The following is a 17,852-nucleotide window of genomic DNA, read 5'->3' as shown; positions in this document are numbered from 1 at the left end:
TGACCAAAAGCGATGATCCGGCTGCATACGAGTTAGGGATTCCGTCGCCGTTTTGTCATAAAAAGTCCGGAAGCACCAAAAATCACGACTCCGACGCCTAATGGCCCCAACACTGCCAACTTCCGAAACGGACCAATCCGATTCTCAGCTACGTGGTACGTCCGCGTCGCCTCGTACGGCGAAGTTTCGGCGTTCATCCTAAAGGTTAGGTAACTTCCGATCCCGCTGAGAATAGCAACACAACCCGCGAGCAATACCAGAACGAAGACGGCTCGGAGTCCAACTCTTATCTGATTGGAGTCAATAAGAGTGCTCTTGAACGCACACAGAATTGCCAGAATTATAAAGAAACCCGACAAAAAAGTCCCGATCTGAATGTTACGTACTATAATTTGCACGAGGATCATAGCAGGATATTTGTGTATCGTATTTGAATCAGTCGGTATGACATAGGAATAGTAAGTTGCTGACAGAAAGACCGTTAGAGCAACCAGAAAACAAAAACCGCAAAGAAGCTTCAGCCATAAAGTGTTGCGAGATTCCGGCTCGGTCTTACTGATCGCCGCTGTGGGCGGGATTCCCACTACGGAGTCAGGTTTCGGCTCCGGCATCGCTTGCGGAAACAGCGTACCCAGCTTGGTCCATTGCGTTTCCCCGGTACGGATACCCATAACCTCGGGCGTAAGTGTTCCGGCTCGAAGCCATCCAACAACAACTTCCTCTTCGTAAGGCCCTAGCTGCTGATTGTCTTTGTAGAAATAGACCGCCATCCTTGTCTCCCGTAACCAACGCCCGACCGCAAAGAAATATCCCGTTTGATTTGTCACCTTTCTTGGCGACCTGCTTCCCGTTCCAGGATTCCGCGTTAGAATTTCCACCGCGTTGTTCGGCAATCGCAAGCAGCCGGCTGCTTTATCCCGTCATCGCCGATCTTGCACTTGAGCGCGCGGGTTGCATTACGATTTCTTTTCAATTCCTTCGTTTCGTTCACCCGTTGAATCGATTCCGCTGTCTGCGTCCTTCGCGATCCGGATCATCGCGACCCCGGCGTTTTGGCCTTTGTAGAGAAGGATCAAGGCTTCCGGCATACGCTCAAGCCCGTCGAGTACATATTCGAGCGGCAACAGCTTTCCGTTGCGTATCCAATCGGCGAGCGTATCTTCATATTCTGAGAACCGATCCGCGTAATCGTAAACGAAGAATGCTTCGAGCTTCGCGTCCTGAAGACCGAGCCGACCGAGATTGCGAAAAGCGTGATATTCGTCCGGCGATTTCAAATACTCGGAAATCCGTCCGCAAAGAGCGATTCGCGCCCGGCGATTGATTCTCAGCAAAACCGAATCGAGCAACTCGCCGAAAACATTGTCGAAGTAGACGTCGATCCCGTCCGGGAAAAGATCGTCAAGCCTTTCGGCGACGTCCTCGTTCTTGTAATCGATCGCGGCATCATAACCGAGCCGATCGACCAAAAGCCGGCACTTCTCCGGGCCGCCCGCTATCCCGACCACCTTCCCGGCGCCGAGCGTGCGGGCGACGAAAGCGCATTGGCTGCCAACGCCTCCCGCTGCTCCGGAAACAAGCACGTTCTCGCCGGGTTTCACCGCGCCGATCTCGCGCATTCCGATGAGCGCCGTAAATCCGCTCATCGCGAGGCTGCTGATCCCGTGCGACGCGGGCAGATCCGTGTTGCGCATCTTGTAGATCAAATAGTACGGATCGCGCGCATCTATTTTCGCAAACTCGCGCCAGCCGAGCTTGGCCTGCACCAGATCGCCCTCGGCGTAATCCGGATGACGGCTTTCGATGACGCGCCCTACGCCGCGCCCGTGCATCACGTCGCCGATCGCGAGCGGTTTTTCGAACGACGTCTGATTCGTCATATAACGCAGCATCACCGGTGCAACGCCGAGAAACAGCGTTTGCACGAGCAATTCTCCGTCGCCGATCTCGGGAACGGGTGCGGTTTCGAGCCTGAAATTGTCGATCGTCGCGGGGCCGGTTGGCCGGCTCGCGAGTACCCATTGGCGCATCATCCCCCGGCAAATCTTACCGTTTCGCCCGTCAGCGAACGGTGTATGCTTTGGGCCGCGAGTTTTCCGCCCTGCGCCGCGTCGACCGCTTCCTTGCCACCATTGACGCAGTCGCCGGCGGCGAAGATCCTCGGATTTGATGTCTGCATCGAGTCGCTCACCGAGACGCGGCCTTTCTCGTCAGTCGCGAGGCCGAGCTTGCGGAAGAACTCGGCCTGTTTCTCCTGACCGATCGCCTTGATGACAAGGTCGCATTCGATCTGAAACTCCGAGCCGTCCGGCTTCCTGAATCGTATCCCGGTGACTTCGCCGTCCCCGACGATCTCGACCGGCGATGCCTGCCACACAAACTCGATGCCGTCGCGGCGCGCAAGTCCGAACTCGTAATCGTACGCCGGCGCTTCTTTTTCAGTCTTGCGATAAGCGAGCGTCGATCTTTCCGCGCCGAGCCGCTTGGCTTGCGTCGCCGCGTCGATCGCCGTGTTCCCGCCTCCGAGAACGACCACGCTCCGGCCGAGCGGAACCGTTGCCCAATCGCGGGTTTTCACTTTATAGATGAACCGCAGCGCATCGATAACGCCGTCAAGATCTTCGCCAGGGATACCCAAACGATTGGTCTTGCCGAGTCCGACGCCAAGAAAGACGGCATCGTGCGCGTCAGTGGTTGTTTGACTTGGAGTTGTTCGATAGCCAATTGTCACTTTTGCAGGATCTTCGCCATCCGCAATGGCAACTACTTCCGTGTCGACCCTGAACTTCACGCCGAGCCTTTCGATCTGGGCGACTTCCGCCAAGGAATGTGCCTGGGTCATTTTGTATTCCGCCATTCCGTACGTATCAAGCCCGCCGGCAAGCGGACGTTTTTCGTAAACGGTCACGTCATATCCAAGCCGCGCGAGATATGACGCGCAACTCAAGCCGGCAGGTCCGGACCCAACGATGCCGACCGATCTTCCGTTCCCGACACCCTTTTCGAACAGGGTTTTTCCGGATCGGAGCGTGTGTTCCGTCGCATATCGCTGCAGGCGTCCGATCTCGATCGGTTTCTTGACGAGAGTTTTCTCGACGCACGCGCCTTCACAAAGTACATCGACCGGACAGACCTTGGCGCACGACGATCCGATCGGATTCGCGTCGAAGATCACCCGCGATGCGCCGTCGAGGTTTCCCGAGGCGATCTTCTTGATGAACGCCGGAACGTCAATATGTGTCGGACACGCACGCGTGCAGGGAGCGTCGTAGCAATAAAGGCATCGATTCGCTTCCAGCAGCGCTTCAGGCTTGGACATCAGCGGATGGATCTCCGCGAAATTATCTTCGATCTGTTCGGTCAGTTTAGGTTCCATACAATGGCGAAACGCGGCAATTACGCTGATCCCGCGGCTTTACTCTGAGTGATCAACGCAAGCACGGCTTTGTGGACCACGCTTGAGGAGAGTATTTCTCGCAGAGCTTTTACAAACTCTTCTTCATCCTTGCAGCTCAAATCGGCATCCGTCACGTGTGACACCAACCGTACGGGATAGAGCAGGATGCCCGGATGACTGATGGTGAGCACTTTGTGAACGTAATCGCTAAGCGCGGGCGCGACGATGTTGAACGAATAACCGACCGAATCTTTGCCGGTCATCTTCATCGAATGGACCTGCGCGTCGAGGACCCCGCCGGTTTTCTTTTCCAGAAGCTCGGCCTGCCGCTTAAGAATCGCGATCGGCAATTCCAGTTTTGTGTCGATGGCGATCTCGCCCCATAGGTCGTCGTTCATTTTTTCACCACCCTCAACTGTTTTCCTTATTTGGCGTTTACAAAATGAGTTCCATTGAATCGGTAATTGATGAATCTTTTCGTTACCGTCCCGATCTCGTCATCTTTCTTGATGAGAACAACGGGAATTCGAACGGTGTTGGAACGCTCGTCAAACTGGATCAGTTTGATCGGGCGCTCCTTGCGATTGACGACCGAAAAGAAGTTGTACTCGAAGCCGATGTGATCTTGCAGGCCGGCCTTCGTTTTGAAAAGGCGGACGCGGTCATCTAGCGTTCGGCGGTCGATCTTGAAGAGCGCAACCTCTTCGTACGAATGCTTTGTCGAGAGTGTCGCCGTCATCCGGCCGAGATAAACGGTTCCGTTTTTCGTCGAAACCTGAAAAATGTCGGAATAAAATCCACCGGAATCCCCTTCGTCGAGAACCGCGGTCTTGGCGTACACCTTGCCGTCGCCGCCTTGAAACTGAAAGACGTTCTCGTAGAAATGCATTGTGCCGCCGGTTTCCGTATCCCACGAATAGATACGAAATTTCCCGTCTTTCGATGTTGCAACGAACAGGTGTTTTTTCAATTCGTTGAACGGATACTTCAAGACAGACGCGAGCCGACCGTATTTGACGAGTTTCGCCTTCAACGCGTCGTTCTCGGCATCGAGTTTAACGGCATTATCCTGGCCTTCTTCCGTCGCCAACGTCCTGATGCGTTTCGCGTGGTTGACGAGTTCCTTTTCGATCGTCTGAGGTGTCTGAGCGAAAGTCGGAAGGCACGACAGAACAAAAACGACTGCCAGAATTCTCAGGTACGTTCCTAGTATTTGGTTATTCATAAGTTCTTCTTCGGAGCAATTGATAGATGATAAGTGAAAGTTGATACGGCGCGACAATTATCAGCTTTCAACTATTCCGAACGAAACAGCCTAATCATCACAGATCGCGCCGTACGCATCGGGACGGCGGTCGCGGAAGAACTGCCACGTGTTGCGGACTTCCTTTATCTTGTCCATATCAAGATCGGCGACGATCAGCTCATCCTGGTCGCGCGAGCCCATTGCGACGAATTGTCCGCGCGGATCGCAGAAGTAACTTTGACCGTAAAACTCGCCGATGTTCCACGGCGCTTCGGTTCCGACGCGGTTGATCGCGCCGACGAAATAACCGTTAGCGACGGCGTGCGCCGGCTGTTCGAGTTTCCAGAGATATTCCGAAAGTCCGGCGACGGTCGCCGAAGGGTTGAAGATGATCTCCGCACCATTGAGCCCGAGACAACGCGCGCCCTCGGGGAAATGGCGGTCATAGCAAATGTAAACGCCGATCCGCGCGAACGCGGTGTCGAAGCAAGGATAACCGAGATTTCCCGGGCGGAAATAGAACTTCTCCCAGAATCCGGGCGCGACGTGCGGGATGTGGGTCTTGCGGTATTTCCCGAGATACTTGCCGTCGGCGTCGATCACCGCCGCGGTATTGTAGTAGATTCCAGAGATCTCTTCTTCGTAGATCGGCACGATCAGAACCATTCCGAACTGTTTCGCGACATCTTGCATCAGCTTGACGGTCGGTCCGTCCGGAACCTTCTCGACCGCATCGTACCAGCGCGTCTGCTGCTCGGCGCAAAAGTAAGGCGTCGTGAAGATCTCCTGGAAACAAAGCATCTGGACTCCTTGCCGTGCTGCGTCTTCGACGAACTTCATCTGATTGTCGATGTTCGCTTTTTTTATCTCGTCGATCGGCGCGTTCACATCGCCGACATTGTGCGCCTGGATCAGGCCAGCTTTGATTATTCTTGACATAAATTACTAAGTCCGTTCAGGTCGGAATTCCTCGGTTGAAGATCCTGATGTCCACTGCACCAACGGCGGAGCCGTGATCCGAAAGTAGCCGGACGTGAAACGTCCGGTCGAATTGTGTCGACTTCGCGTTGAAGTCGCGAAAGAACTACCAGAGATACTGCGGATCATAATTGATACCGCTGGCATCGAGGAGTTCAACATACTCTTGTTCAAACGTTCTCAGTCGATGATGCTCCTCTTGATTTACAACATACTTCGTAACAGCACCGATGCTTGTTGGACTCACCGAAAACGCTCCGTATCCTTTCTGCCACTCGAACTTCTTTCCAAGTTCAGAGTGAACCCAACCGGAGGAGTCTGCCTTTAGGTCACGGAGAAAATAATCCAAACGGTGCTTTGACTTCAGACTGACAAGTAAATGCACATGGTCTCGAACGCCGCCAATCGCAAGGGGGACCGCTTCCATTCCCTTAACTATACCCCCCAAGTACGCATGCAAACGCGGACGCCAATCGTCGGCAATCAGAGGCAAACGCCCCTTCGTCGCAAAAACAAGATGGAAATTGGCAGAAACGTGGCTTGACGGCATCGGATGTTCTTTCCGCGTCTTCGACGCGGGCCTGTTCCCTTTCCGTTCCCAGACGCTACGCATCTGGCTATTATCTGACCGCGTCTTTGACGCTTTGCTGCGAATGAACCGGTTCGACCCTAAACCAAAACGGCAAGTCAATCAGTCGTTAGCAAAAACGGTGTCTCCGACCGGGACATTGATTTTAACGTCTAAAACTTTTCGCGTCCAGCGAATGTTCGGGACGGCGAACTTCACGACGGTCGGGATCTTGACGCCGCCAAAATCCTTGTAATCGATGTAATCGACCTGAAACTGAAAGTTCCCGAGAACCGTCGGTGCGGATGCGACGCGACGCACGAGGAGACCGGTTTGGACGTCAAAATAGAGACGTTCACGGCTGTTGTCGGCGTTGGTCGCAAGCAGGAGATTGACCTCGCGGCCGTCGATCCTGTCGACGAAGCGAAACTCGAGTTTCGGATAGATCGCCTTCAGATTCGCATTCGCGAAAATCTGCGCCTCGCGTTTGATCTGTTCCATCTCGTCAGGTTTGAGTTGGATTTTATCGGCGTTGCCGTACTTTGCCGCCGTTTTGCCATCGTAAATCTCGCGCACGACGTATGTGCCGTATGTCGTTTTAACGGACATTTTTTCGCCCTTTTGCAGAACTTCCTCGGGTTCGACCGTCTTCCCGTCCGGCTCGATTCGCTGTCCGGTGATCTGGCGCGACTTGATATCGCCTTTGCCGAGCGCCGCCGCGTATTTCGCGAGGATTTCATCGACCGTCGGTTTCGTCGTCGGCTGCGCCGGACGAGGTTCCTGTTCGACGGGCTTTAGCGGAAACGTCGGCTGGGGATGGCTTTTCCCCTGATGACACGAGTTGCAGTTGATCTCGGGCCGGCCTTCGAAGTAGTTCTTGTTGAGCTCGAACGTCATCTTCAGCATCTGCCGGGCGATGTCCTTGTGCTCGAAGCCTTCTTTCTCGTAGTCAGCGTCGTTCGACGCGTGGCAGAACTTGCAGTCGACGCCGAGCGACGCCGAGATCATATTCATCACCTTGCCCATCTGGTCCGCGGGCATTTCGTTCAGAACCTTGATGCTCTTGAACTTCTGGCCGGCAGTTTCGACCTGTTTCGTTTGTGTGCTGCCCGATTTCGCGAGAAATGATCCCGCGAACACTGTAAATCCGATAACTGCCAAGATCTTGATTGTATTTTTCATATTGCTGCGAAAGTTGACCAGATTCCAGATTCCAAATTCCAAATTCCAGATTCCAGATTCCAGATTCCAGCAGATTCCAGAAATCCGAATTCCAGATTCCAAAATTCCAAATTCCAAATTCCAGATTCCAGATTCCAGATCCCAAATTCCAAATTCCAAATTCCAGATTCCAGATTCCAAATTCCAAATTCCAAATTCCAGATTCCAGATTCCAAATCCGAAATCCCAAATCCCAAATCCCAAATCCGAAATCCGAAATCCCAATCCGAAATCCCAAATCCGAAATTACCAACCGATTCCGTAATCGTCGCCGTGATTGCTGGCGGCGCCCCACATCGTGCCGTGTGTGCGGTCGAAAAAGATCGCCGTGATCGGACCCGAAGTGCGTTCTTCGAATGTCAGCGTATAGCCCATTTTGATTAGCTCATCGCGGACGTACTGCGGGGTCGAGTTCGCCAGCAACAATCGTCCCGGACGGATCTCATGCGCGCCGAAACTGCTCCGCATCTGAAAACTGTTGATGTTCGGGGCTTCGGCCGCGCGCTGGACGCCGAGTTCGAATTCCACCGAATTCAGAAAGAACTGAAGCAGGTTCTGGTCCTGGCTGTCGCCGCCCTGAACCGAAAACGCGTAGAGCGGCTTGCCGTCCTTGAGCGCCAGCGTCGGCGTCAGCGTCACGCGCGGCCGGCGGCCGGGTTCAACGACATTGTATGGGCCATCGGCGGGATCCGTGACGAAACTCTGCGCCCTCTGGCTCAAGCCGACGCCTGTTTTGCCGGCGATCACCGCCGGAATCCAGCCGCCGCTCGGCGTCACAGAAACGACCCAGCCCTCGGCGTCCGATGCCTGGACCGAAGTCGTTCCGCCGTAAAACGAGGCTTCGTTCTCGGGGAAACCGTTGACCAGCAAACCGGTCATCTGCGGCGCCAGCGTCTGCGTCTCGGACGGTACCACTTTCCAGCCGTCAAGCAGTTTCTGGAACGGATGCGGCTTGCCGCCGAATTTGTACGGATCGCCGGGTTTCGCCTCGGGATCGTTGCGGTCAGGTTTGATCAGCTTTGCGCGCTCCTTAGCGTACTCTTTCGACAGGAGCGTCTCGACCGGCGCGACCGGCTTGAAATAAGGATCGCCGTAATAGAAATCGCGGTCGGCAAAGGCGAGGTTCATCGCCTGATAGACCGTGTGAATGTATTTCGGGCTGTTGTAGCCCATCGCTTTGAGATCGAAGTTCTCGAGGATGTTGAGCGCCTGTAGCATCGCCGGGCCCTGCGTCCAGACATTCAGCTTATAAACATCGATGCCCTTGTAATTGGTCGAGACCGGCTCTTCGAGATGAACTTTCCACTTTGCGAGATCCTCGAGCGTAATCAGACCACCTTCTTCCTGCGTCCCGCGGACGAGCTCCTTCGCGATGTCGCCCTTGTAGAACCGGTCATAGGCCGCAAGAATCGCCTGTTTCCGGTTCTTGCCGGTCTTCAGCGCGTTCTGCTCCGCCTCGACCAGTTTTCGGAGCATCGCCGCGAGATCGGGCTGGCGGAAGATCTCGCCGGCGGCCGGCGCTTCGCGCTTCTCGCCGAGATGAGGAAGCATCACCTCGCGGCTGTATTTCCATTTCTTGAGCCAGTCCTTGCGGCGCTCGATGACGTTCGACGTCTCATTGTCCATCGGATATCCGTCGGCCATTTCGATCGCCGGGGCGAGCACGTCCTTAAGGCTCAGTTTGCCGAATTCTGCGAGCATCACCAGAATTCCGCCGGGTGTCCCGGGCGTGACGGCCGCGAGCGGTCCGAACTCCGGTGGATGTTTCATCCCTTTTGACTTGTAGAATTCCGCGGTTGCGCCCGTCGGAGCGACGCCGAGCGCGTTGATGCCGATGACCTTGCCGGTCTTCGGGTTGTAAACGAGCGCCTGCGTTTCGCCGCCCCAGCCGAGCGTGTCCCACATCGTCGAGGTCGCGGCGATCATCGCACAGGCCGCGTCGACGGCGTTCCCACCCTGTTGAAAAACCATCGCACCGGCCGTCGCGGCGATCGGTTTGCCCGTCACGGCGACCCATTTGCGGCCCAAAATTACGGGCTTCTGCGTTCGTTGACTGAACATATTCAAGGGCATCGCTGAGATCGCGATGATCAAGGCAATCAGGAAGTTGTGTTTTGCCATAACTTTGTTGCTTTTCCGCGGCGTCTTCGCGCTGCGCGCTCAATGCAAGCGGGACGCTTGCGCTCCAATCCGAACTCCCAAATCCGAATTCCCAAATGACGTCACGACATCCAGTTGATGCCCGCTTCCGGATTCCATTTCGTCGTCGTCTTTTTGATCTTCGTCCAAAACTCGATCGAACTCTTGCCGGTGATGTCGTTCGCGCCGAATCGCGAATCGTTCCAACCGCCGAAAGAAAACGGTTCGCGCGGCACCGGGACGCCGATGTTGACGCCGACCATACCGGCGCTTGCCTTTTCCATCACATAACGCGCCAGTCCGCCGGACTGCGTGAATACCGATGCCGCGTTGCCGTACGGATTCGAATTTTCGATCCGGATCGCTTCGTCGAGCGTTTCCGTTCGCATTATCGAGATAACGGGTCCGAAGATCTCTTCGCGCGCGACCGACATTTCCGGCGTCACGAAGTCGATCACGGTCGCGCCGACATAGGTTCCGCCCTCCTTGCCTTCGACAACCGCGCCGCGGCCGTCAACCAAAATCCGCGCGCCGTCGCGTTCCGCTTCGGTGATGTATCGTTCGATTCGTTCTTTCGCGGCCGGCGAGATGACGGCGCCGAGATTTTTCCCTGGAATTATCTTTCGCGCTTCGTCGCAGATCTGATCGATGATCGGATCGACATTGCCGACGGCGAGCATCGCCGAAGCCGCCATACATCGCTGGCCGGCGCAGCCCGACATCGATGCCGTGACGTTGGTCGCGGTCATCGAAGGATTCGCGTCGGGCAGGACGAAAAGATGATTCTTCGCGCCGCCGAGCGCGATGCAGCGCTTCAAATTGTGCGTCGCCTGCTGATAAACGAGCTTCGCGACGCGCGTCGAACCGACAAAACTGACGGCTTCGACGTCCGGATGCGCGCAGAGCGCTTCGACGGTTTCGCGGCCGCCGTTGATGATGTTGAAAACACCGTCCGGCAATCCGGCTTCTTTGAGCAGTTCCGCCATTCGCAGACACGACAGCGGAACAAGTTCCGACGGCTTCATCACCATCGTGTTGCCGAGCACGAGCGCGTTCGGCATCGTCCAGTTCGGCACCATCAAAGGAAAGTTGAAAGGAACGATCGACGCAACGACGCCGAGCGGGAAATGCTCGGTGCGGCATTCGACGCCTTTTGAAACCTCGAGGATCTCGCCCAGGACGAGCTGCGGCATCGAGCACGCAAACTCCGTCAATTCGATCGATTTTTCGACTTCGGCCTTGGCCTCGTCCCAGGTCTTGCCGTTTTCTTCCGCAACCAGCGCGGTCAGCTCGTCGAAGTTCTTTTCAAGCAAGTTCCGATAGCGAAAAAACACCTGGACGCGTTCTTTGATCGGAGTCGTGCTCCATTTCTCAAACGCGGCCTTTGCCGAAGCGACGGCGGCGTTGAGTTCGTCTGTCGTCGACATCGGAACGCGCGAAAGCAGATTGCCGTCCGTCGGCGATACGACGTCGAGCGATTCGGCCGAAGCGCTTTCGGCAAACTGGCCATTGTAATAGTTCTGAACGGTTTCGTACTTCATAGGTTATTTTCGCAACGGTTTGCTTTCTATTATTTATTTTCGGCGGATTCAAGCTTCGCCGGCATCGATTTCATCAGCGCCCAGTGGACAAAGAACGAAACTCCGAATCCGACGAACCAAGCATAATCGTACAGTATTTTGAGAGGTTCGAACACCAGTCCGATCCACGCGAAAAAGCATCCGAGAAGCGTCGCGGCAACTGCGCGCCAATTCCATCCGGAATACTCGCCGCGGACGCGATAAAGATCGGCGAGATTCAAGTTCCTTCCGCGCACCAGCCAGTAATCGGCAATCAGAACTCCGGCGATCGAGCCGAGCCCGCCCGAGTATCCGAGCAGCCAGCTAAAGATGTAACCGGACGGATCGGCGAGCAGTTTCCACGGTTGCATCAGAATCCCGATGATACCGGTAATCAGTCCTCCGGTGCGGAACGAGATCAGCTTCGGGAAGGCGTTCGCGAAGTCGTTGGCCGGCGAGACGACGTTAGCGGCGATATTGACTGAAAGCGTCGCGACGACGACCGTGAACATCGAAACGGCGACGACGACCGGTTGCGAAAACTGACCCACGAGTTTCACCGGATCCCACAAATCCTCGTGCTTCATATGCGGGAAGACGACGACCGCCGCGGACGTGATCAGGATTCCCATCGCCGCGAACACGACCATCGTCGTCGGCAGCGCTACGGTCTGGCCGATCATCTGCTCGCGCTGGCTTTTTCCGAACCGTGTAAAGTCCGGCATATTCAGGCTCAACGTCGCCCAGAAGCCGATCATCGCCGTCAGCGAAGGGATGAAGATCGGGAAAAACTCGCCGAAGGTCTGAAACCTACCCGGTTCGTTGAGCAGGAATCCGACGCCGCCGGCCTGGTAAAGAATCCATGCAAGGAGTACGGCCGTCATGACGAGAACGTACGGCGCGGCCCAGTTCTCGACTATTCGCAGCAGGTTCATGCCACGGTAGATGACGAGGATGTTCATCGCCCAAAAGATCAGGAACGCGAGCCATTCGGTGGGCGTGTGCCCGGCGATCTTGTCGCCGAGCAAAGTGTTCCAGCCCGGAATGATCGACCCGAAGAAAACGTGGATCGCCTGTCCGCCGATCCACGCCTGTATCCCGAACCAGCCGCAGGCGACGATCGCGCGCATCAGCGCCGGAAGGTTCGATCCGACGACGCCGTAGCTGGCGCGGGCGAAGACCGGAAAAGGAATTCCGTATTTTGTTCCGGGGTGCGAATTCAAAAGGATCGGCGCGAGCACGATTACGTTGCCGAGAAGGATCGTGATCAGCGCCTGCCACCAGTTCATGCCGGCCGAGATCAGCCCTGAGGCCATCATATACGTCGGGATGCAGTGCGCCATCGAGATCCACAACGCGGCGTAGTTGTAGGTCGTCCAGTTGCGGTCGGCGACCGCGACCGGCGCCAGGTCGGAGTTGAACAGCGGACTGCCGGCGATCGAAGAGATTCCTTCTGAGGTCAGTTCGACGCGACCGTCGGGATTTTGAGTTGTTTCCATATCGAATTACGACAAGTCGCGCTTCGCCAATTCAAAAACGGGCGTCTCGTTCAGGGCAAGAAATTACGAAAATTCACACGCGAAAGCGAGTAATTCTTTATAGCGGAAACAATCGAAAGTCTCAAGCGATTGATGCAACATAAGGAGACTGTAAAAAGAACGAATCGAATTTGGTATCCAGTCGCGATTTCGCGGCGGCCGAAACCCAACGTTGGCGCGCTACTAATCAGTCGCACGTTCGTCGGAATCGTAAAGAATCGTTGTCAAGAGAGACTTTCTTTTTCGAATGAACTGTGGTACGAACGAACTAGGTCTCTGTGCGTGTCGATATGCAAATCCCAAGACTCTTTCTTCTGTTCCTGTTGTTGACTCATGGTTCGACCGTCTTATTGGCGCAAAACGATCCGACCGCCGACCGCGCAAGGTTCGAGGAGATCATTGCGAAGGCGATGCAGGAGTTTGATAAGAGTAACTTCGAGGAGGCCCTGCGTCTTGCCGTTGAAGCCCGCAAGATCAGGCCAAACGAACCGATTTCTTTTATCGTATTGGGCCGCGCGAATATCCGGCTCAAGCGTTACGAAGAAGCTTCACGCGACCTGGCTCAAGCGATCCGAATCGCTCCCGACGAACCCGCAGTTTACTTCTATAAAGGGGTTGCCGACCGTTTGCGCGGGGCGACGAACGACGCGCTCGCGGCCTATAAGAAACTGTTGGAACTGCGCCCGGACAGCATCGACGGGTTGATGGGAATCGGCGAGACCTTGTTCGATGTTCCCGACCGTCGTGTTGAATCGCTCGACGCATTTCGCCGGGCCGCAGAACTCAATCCCAAGGCGGTCGGGCCGATCATTGCCGGCAAGGCTTGGCGAACATACGGCGCGAAGGATACGCAAGGCGCCGAATCGCTTTTTCGGATCGCGCTCGAAACCGATCCGGAGAAAACACTCGTCCGCAACGACCTCGGCCGGCTACTTGTCGAGCAAGGGCGATTGACCGAAGCGCGCGAACTTTGGAACGCGAGAACTACCGACAAAGATACGACTTTCCCGAATTTCATTACCGTTTTGGAGCGTGCCGAGCGCCTTCGGGATGCTGCGTCAGCATTGGTGAAGAATCCGGACGACCCGAATACCTTGGTCAGTATGGGCATCGCGACGATGGACGGCGATCATTGGGTCGTCGACGGCCGACAGGACAAAGCCATTGTCTTTTTCAGAAAGGCCCTGACGATCAAGCCCGGTCTTGTCGAAGCGCAGTTTCAGATCTGTCGGGCGTACGTCCAGATCGCCGATACTTTTACAAAGGCGAACGCCGATCTCGATCGCGAGTTGGCGATACTGCGGAAGATGGATGCAAAGCGCGCTGTCGAGATCGACGAGTACCGGAAGACATACAAAGGCGGACTTCAGACAGTCGAGCCGAAACCCAAACCGAAACCGTAGGAAGTCCGAGACGGCAATTCAATCCTCTGCGTAGATTCCAATCAACGAAGGGCTTTTGCGAAGCGCGAACGTATAGGTTACAAATACTCAAAGATGAAACAGCAATCGAGAAGGGAATTCCTATTTGCAGGCGCGGCCGGAATCGCCGCATTGGGGCTGATTAAGTTTCCGACAGAAGCCGCGATCGAGATCGAAGAGGCGACAATCGCGGATCTGCAGGCGAAGATGAAGTCAGGCGAACTGACGGCGCGCAAGCTTGTCGAGATCTACACCGCGCGGATCAAGGAGATCGATCCGAAACTCAAATCGGTCGTCGAGATCAATCCCGACGCGCTCTTGATCGCCGACAAACTCGACAAAGAACGAAAGCGCGGCAAGGTCCGGTCGGCGATGCACGGAATCCCGGTTCTGATCAAAGACAATATCGACACCGCCGACAAGATGAAAACGACCGCCGGAAGCCTGGCACTGGTCGACGCACCGGTGCCGGAACGCGACGCTTTCGTCGTCCGGAAACTCAGGGACGCGGGCGCAGTCATCCTTGGAAAGACGAACCTCAGCGAGTGGGCGAATTTCCGTTCGACAAAATCGATCAGCGGATGGTCGGGACGCGGCGGGCAGACGAACAACCCGTACATTCTCGACAAGAATCCGTGCGGATCGTCCGCCGGATCGGGCGTCGCCGTTTCGGCGAATCTCTGCGCCGCTGCGATCGGTACCGAAACGAACGGTTCGATTATTTGTCCGGCGACGCGCAACGGCGTCGTCGGGATCAAGCCGACGCTCGGACTCGTCTCGCGCAGCGGCATCATTCCGATCGCGCACACGCAGGACACCGCCGGTCCGATGGCCCGAACCGTCGCCGACGCCGCGGCACTGCTGTCGGCGATCGTCGGGCGCGACAAGAGCGATGCGATCACATCCGACGCGTCGAAGGGCAAAAAAGACTACACGGCGTTTCTCGACACGAACGGACTCAAGGGCGCGCGGATCGGAGTCGCGCGGCAATTTCTGGGAAACAACGCCGACGTCAAGAAAATCGCCGAAGCGCAGTTCGAACTGCTTCGCGAGGCGGGGGCGACGCTCGTCGACGTTACGTTTCCGGACGAACTCGGAAAACTCGGCGACGACCGTTTGAGCGTTTTGCTTTATGAGTTCAAGACGGATCTGAAAATATATCTCGCGAGCAGAAAGTCGAAATACAAAACGCTTGCCGATCTTATCAAGTACAACGACGAGAACAAGGAAAAGGAAATGCCGCTGTTCGCGCAGGAACTGTTCCTGCAATCGGAGGCGAAAGGCCCGTTGACCGACAAGGCGTATCTTGACTCGCTGGCGAAAATCAAATCGGCGACGCGCGAGAACGGCATCGACGCGGTTTTGGGGAAGGACAAACTTGACGGAATCGTCGGACTCGCAAGCGGTGCAACCTGGTCGATCGCGGCCGTCGCCGGCTATCCGTACATCACCGTCCCGGCTGGGTTTTTCGAAGGCCTTCCGGTCGGCATCGGATTTTTCGGCAGAGCATTCTCGGAACCGCAGTTGATCAAATTGGCATACGCGTACGAGCAAAAAACGAAGGCGCGGCGAAAACCGGGACTCATCGAACCTGCAAAGTCGTGAGCTGCAAAGTTCGGTTTATCGCGCGTTTTGCTGTTCTTCTTCGGAAAGAATCTCAAAGATCTCGGTCAGTTTCGCGATTTTGAGAAGCCAATGAATCCGCTCGCTGAGATTCATCAGCTGAAGGCGACCGCCCTCGCGGTTGACCGCCGTCAAAGCCGAGATCATTTCGCCGATGCCGCTTGAATCGAGGTGTCCGGTATTCGCGAAGTCGAGCGTTATGTTTGTCGTGCCGTCCCGGAGACAATCGCGGACGCGGGTTCGGAGCTTCGCGGGGGCATCCCCAAAAACAAGGTCGCCACTCAAGTCAAGAACAACAACGCCGTCTTCCTTCCTTTCTGTTATTTCAAATTTCGACATCTCGTTAAATCTTTCGCTAGTGTAACACCGTTAACCGTCAGTTCCGCTTTCGCGTCGAGCCCGGAAAAGGCCGGTCGAACGATGGTTCATCTAAAAGATCGCCGTTCGGCGTTCCGGCAAAACACGGCAAGTGCGTTTTTGAATTTCCGACCGACTGCGGATAGTATCTTAAATCCTGACTTAAGTTTGCAACAACATTTCGCGGCGTATTTTGAGAGGTGTTTCTAATGAGATTCTTTTTGTCGATTATCATCGCTTTGTTCTTTTTCTTTGCAGCTTCCGGCCAATCCTTTCAACCGGCCGGTTTTAACGATCCCGATCGTCTCGAACGGATCAAGGCGATCTTGCCGGAAATCAAGATATCGTATCGGGAATGGGCCGAGAAGAATCACATTCCGGGACTGTCTTACGGCATCGTCGTCGACGGCAAACTGGTTTTCACGGGCAACGAAGGGTTTACGGACATCGAAAAGAAGACGCCGGTCACGACCTCTTCAATTTTCAGGATCGCGTCGATGAGCAAGAGTTTCACGGCAATGGCGATCCTCAAGCTTCGCGACGAAGGAAAACTCAAACTCGACGATCCGGCATATCTCTATATTCCCGAGCTCAAGAAACTCAAACTCCCTACGGCCGATTCGCCGGCGATCACCATCCGTCATCTGATGACGCACGGCGCGGGATTTCCCGAGGACAACCCGTGGGGCGACCGCCAGCTTGCGGACTCGGACAGGGAATTGCTCGACCTCATCAAAGGCCAGATCTCTTTTTCAACGTCGCCCGGAACTGAGTACGAGTACAGCAACCTCGGCTTCACGTTGCTCGGCCGGATCATCACGGTTGTCTCGAAAGAGCCGTATCAGAAGTACATCCGCGAAAATATCTGGAAACCGCTCGGGATGAAAAACACCGAATGGGAATACGGCAACGTCGCGCCCGAAAAACTCGCGCACGGTTATCGATGGCTCAACGAGAAATGGATCGAGGAAGAGCTGCTTCACGACAAGCCGGACGGATCCTGGGGGTCGATGGGCGGGATGCTGACGTCGATCGAGGAATTTGCCAATTATCTGGCGCTTCATCTTTCCGCGTGGCCGCCGTCGGACGCAAACGATTCCGGTCCGGTCCGGCGGAGTTCGATCCGCGAGATGCATCACCCTTGGCGGATCAGCGGATTCAATCCCAATTTCGCGTACGCGGGCGGACGCAAATGCGCGACCGTGACGGCCTACAATTACGGACTTAACTGGCTGCGAGATTGCGACGAACGGATCTACATCGGCCACGGTGGCGGACTTCCGGGTTTCGGCAGCAATTGGCGGTTCCTTCCGGAATACGGCATCGGCGTCGTGGCATTTGCGAACCGTACGTACGCGCCGGCGACCGCAGTCAATCTCCAGGTGTTGGACAAACTGATCACGGCGGCGAAACTCAAGCCGCGTCAGACTCCGGCATCGGCGATCCTGAATCAGCGAAAAGCGGAGTTGGTCAAGCTGTTTCCAAACTGGGAGAACGCCGAAAAGAGCGGGATCTTCGCCGAGAATTTCTTTCCCGACAATCCGATCGAGATCCTCCGAAAGGATTTTGCGGCACTTTACGCGAAGGCCGGAAAGATCGTGCGCGTCGGCGAGATGAGGGCCGAAAACCAGCTTCGCGGAACATTCGTGATCGAGGGCGAGAAGGCCAATATCGAGGTCTTTTTCACGCTCAGCCCCGAGAATCCGCCGCTGATCCAGCAACTGATCGCGCGCGAGGTCAAGAAATAGCGGCGGCCCGACCACCTCGCGGGGAGCGATCGTGAGTCCGACGTTTTGAAGAAATCT

At 55.6% G+C, this 17,852-nt stretch carries 16 protein-coding genes; 4 read left to right on the top strand and 12 right to left on the bottom strand.

Annotated features, from left to right (window positions below; translation table 11 throughout):
• Positions 1-32 precede the first annotated feature (32 nt).
• The 8 genes from IPN69_23955 to IPN69_23920 all read right to left on the bottom strand — a co-directional run bounded on the left by IPN69_23955 (position 33) and on the right by IPN69_23920 (position 7,371).
• On the bottom strand, positions 33-770 hold the full coding sequence (locus IPN69_23955; GenBank protein MBK8813764.1) for a DUF4339 domain-containing protein: 738 nt from the start codon (positions 768-770) through the stop codon (positions 33-35).
• Between the two features lie 186 nt (positions 771-956).
• Positions 957-2,030 (bottom strand): NADP-dependent oxidoreductase, encoded by a 1,074-nt coding sequence (locus IPN69_23950; protein MBK8813763.1) that lies wholly within the window; start codon positions 2,028-2,030, stop codon positions 957-959.
• Positions 2,030-3,376 carry an NAD(P)-dependent oxidoreductase gene (locus IPN69_23945; GenBank protein MBK8813762.1) on the bottom strand — a complete coding sequence of 449 codons (1,347 nt, stop codon included), beginning with the start codon at positions 3,374-3,376 and terminating at the stop codon, positions 2,030-2,032. The genes IPN69_23950 and IPN69_23945 overlap by 1 nt, the downstream gene beginning before the upstream one ends.
• A gap of 20 nt (positions 3,377-3,396) precedes the next feature.
• A complete protein-coding gene (locus IPN69_23940; GenBank protein ID MBK8813761.1) occupies positions 3,397-3,795 on the bottom strand; it encodes a hypothetical protein in 399 nt (132 codons plus the stop codon).
• A 26-nt stretch (positions 3,796-3,821) separates the two neighbouring features.
• Entirely contained in the window at positions 3,822-4,622 is an 801-nt protein-coding gene (locus IPN69_23935; protein MBK8813760.1) for a hypothetical protein, read from the bottom strand.
• Positions 4,623-4,712: 90 nt separating this feature from the next.
• Complete coding sequence (locus tag IPN69_23930) at positions 4,713-5,582, bottom strand: acyltransferase (GenBank protein ID MBK8813759.1); 870 nt, start codon at positions 5,580-5,582, stop codon at positions 4,713-4,715.
• Positions 5,583-5,727: 145 nt separating this feature from the next.
• Positions 5,728-6,171 (bottom strand): transposase, encoded by a 444-nt coding sequence (locus IPN69_23925; protein ID MBK8813758.1) that lies wholly within the window; start codon positions 6,169-6,171, stop codon positions 5,728-5,730.
• 141 nt (positions 6,172-6,312) lie between these two features.
• Positions 6,313-7,371, bottom strand: coding sequence for a c-type cytochrome (locus IPN69_23920; GenBank protein MBK8813757.1), 1,059 nt, complete (start codon positions 7,369-7,371; stop codon positions 6,313-6,315).
• A gap of 1 nt (position 7,372) precedes the next feature.
• Here IPN69_23920 and IPN69_23915 point away from each other — a divergent pair, with 1 nt between their 5' ends.
• A complete protein-coding gene (locus tag IPN69_23915) occupies positions 7,373-7,675 on the top strand; it encodes a hypothetical protein (protein MBK8813756.1) in 303 nt (100 codons plus the stop codon).
• Here IPN69_23915 and IPN69_23910 read toward each other — a convergent pair.
• The 3 genes from IPN69_23910 to IPN69_23900 form a co-directional block, all read right to left on the bottom strand.
• Positions 7,657-9,531, bottom strand: a complete 1,875-nt coding sequence (locus IPN69_23910; GenBank protein ID MBK8813755.1) for a gamma-glutamyltransferase — start codon at positions 9,529-9,531, stop codon at positions 7,657-7,659. The two genes, IPN69_23915 and IPN69_23910, sit on opposite strands and share 19 nt — an antisense overlap.
• Before the next feature lie 101 nt (positions 9,532-9,632).
• A complete protein-coding gene (locus tag IPN69_23905; protein ID MBK8813754.1) occupies positions 9,633-11,090 on the bottom strand; it encodes a CoA-acylating methylmalonate-semialdehyde dehydrogenase in 1,458 nt (485 codons plus the stop codon).
• 29 nt (positions 11,091-11,119) lie between these two features.
• Positions 11,120-12,607 carry an NCS1 family nucleobase:cation symporter-1 gene (locus tag IPN69_23900; protein MBK8813753.1) on the bottom strand — a complete coding sequence of 496 codons (1,488 nt, stop codon included), beginning with the start codon at positions 12,605-12,607 and terminating at the stop codon, positions 11,120-11,122.
• A gap of 329 nt (positions 12,608-12,936) precedes the next feature.
• Between IPN69_23900 and IPN69_23895 the strand changes: the two genes are divergently transcribed.
• Together IPN69_23895 and IPN69_23890 are read left to right on the top strand one after the other, a co-directional pair.
• Positions 12,937-14,049: a tetratricopeptide repeat protein gene (locus tag IPN69_23895; protein ID MBK8813752.1), complete on the top strand. Its 1,113-nt coding sequence runs from the start codon at positions 12,937-12,939 to the stop codon at positions 14,047-14,049.
• Positions 14,050-14,142: 93 nt separating this feature from the next.
• On the top strand, positions 14,143-15,672 hold the full coding sequence (locus tag IPN69_23890) for an amidase (GenBank protein ID MBK8813751.1): 1,530 nt from the start codon (positions 14,143-14,145) through the stop codon (positions 15,670-15,672).
• Positions 15,673-15,687: 15 nt separating this feature from the next.
• Here the strand turns inward: IPN69_23890 and IPN69_23885 are convergent, their stop codons facing one another.
• Positions 15,688-16,029 (bottom strand): STAS domain-containing protein, encoded by a 342-nt coding sequence (locus IPN69_23885; protein MBK8813750.1) that lies wholly within the window; start codon positions 16,027-16,029, stop codon positions 15,688-15,690.
• 227 nt (positions 16,030-16,256) lie between these two features.
• Here IPN69_23885 and IPN69_23880 point away from each other — a divergent pair, with 227 nt between their 5' ends.
• Complete coding sequence (locus tag IPN69_23880) at positions 16,257-17,795, top strand: beta-lactamase family protein (protein MBK8813749.1); 1,539 nt, start codon at positions 16,257-16,259, stop codon at positions 17,793-17,795.
• Positions 17,796-17,852 lie beyond the last annotated feature (57 nt).

The sequence above is a fragment of the Acidobacteriota bacterium genome, from assembly GCA_016715115.1.
GTDB lineage: Bacteria > Acidobacteriota > Blastocatellia > Pyrinomonadales > Pyrinomonadaceae > JAFDVJ01.
This window is presented reverse-complemented; position numbering and strand designations above follow the sequence as displayed.